This is a genomic window from Cupriavidus sp. HPC(L) (genome assembly GCF_000307735.3).
Classification (GTDB): Bacteria; Pseudomonadota; Gammaproteobacteria; order Burkholderiales; family Burkholderiaceae; genus Cupriavidus.
The window spans coordinates 1-1,009 of sequence record NZ_AMPR02000416.1 but is presented as its reverse complement, the minus strand read 5'-3'; the positions used below and the strand labels follow the sequence as shown (position 1 = coordinate 1,009).

At 68.4% G+C, this 1,009-nt stretch carries 1 protein-coding gene; it reads left to right on the top strand.

Going from position 1 to position 1,009, the window contains the following annotated elements:
* The coding region (locus tag B551_RS18680) for an aminopeptidase (RefSeq protein ID WP_023264776.1) at positions 1 to 1,009 on the top strand (1,009 nt) is incomplete at both ends.

Below are 1,009 nucleotides of genomic sequence, written 5' to 3'. Positions count from 1 at the left end.
CAGGGATGCTGCGAGGCCGTCGGCTACTACGCGCAGTCGATCAGCGGCCATCTGGGCGTGATGGCCCAGGCCACGCCGCTGTCCGACGCGATCGCCTACGCCAACGGCAGCAACGACAAGCGGCTGGCCGACCGGCTCGCGCTGGCCGGACGCATGCGCGACTTTGCCTCGCGCGAACTGGCGCTGCCGGACAACGGCAGCTACCGGCACTACGCCAACCTGCATCGTCCCTATGTGGTGTGGAGCGTCTTTGCGACGCCCGAGCTGTCGATGGAGCTGCACAAGTGGTGCTTCCTGGTGGTCGGCTGCATCAACTACCGCGGCTACTACGCGATCGAGGACGCGCACCGCTATGCCGCGGGGCTGCGCAGCCAGGGGCTGGAGACCTATGTGGCGGGCGTTCCCGCCTATTCGACGCTGGGCTATTTCGACGATCCGTTGCTGAACACCTTCGTCTATCTGCCCGAGGGGGAGCTCGCGCGGATGATCTTCCACGAGCTCGCGCATCAGGTGGTCTACGTGCGCAACGACACCACCTTCAACGAGTCGTTTGCCTCGGCGGTGGAGATCGCCGGCGTCGAACGCTGGCTGGCGCGCGAGGCCTCGGCCGACGCGCGCGCCAGCTATCGCCAGTACGATGCGCGCCGCCGGCAGTTCCGCGCGATGCTGCTGCAGGCGCGCGCCGAACTGGACGCGCTGTACCGCAGCCCCATCGACGACGACGCCAAGCGGGCCGGCAAGGCGGCGATCTTCGCCGCGCTGCGCCAGCGCTATGCGGCGCTGAAGGAATCGTGGGGCGGCTACAGCGGCTACGACCGCTGGTTCTCGCAGCCGCTGACCAACGCCCATCTGGCCGCGGTCGCCACCTATCAGCAATGGGTGCCGGCGTTCCTCGCGCTGCTGGAGCAATGCGGCGGCGACTGGAAGGCCTTCTATGCGGAGGCCGAACGCATCGGCAAGCTCAAGCCCGAGCAGCGCAAGGCGCGGCTGCGTGCGCTGGCGCCGAATG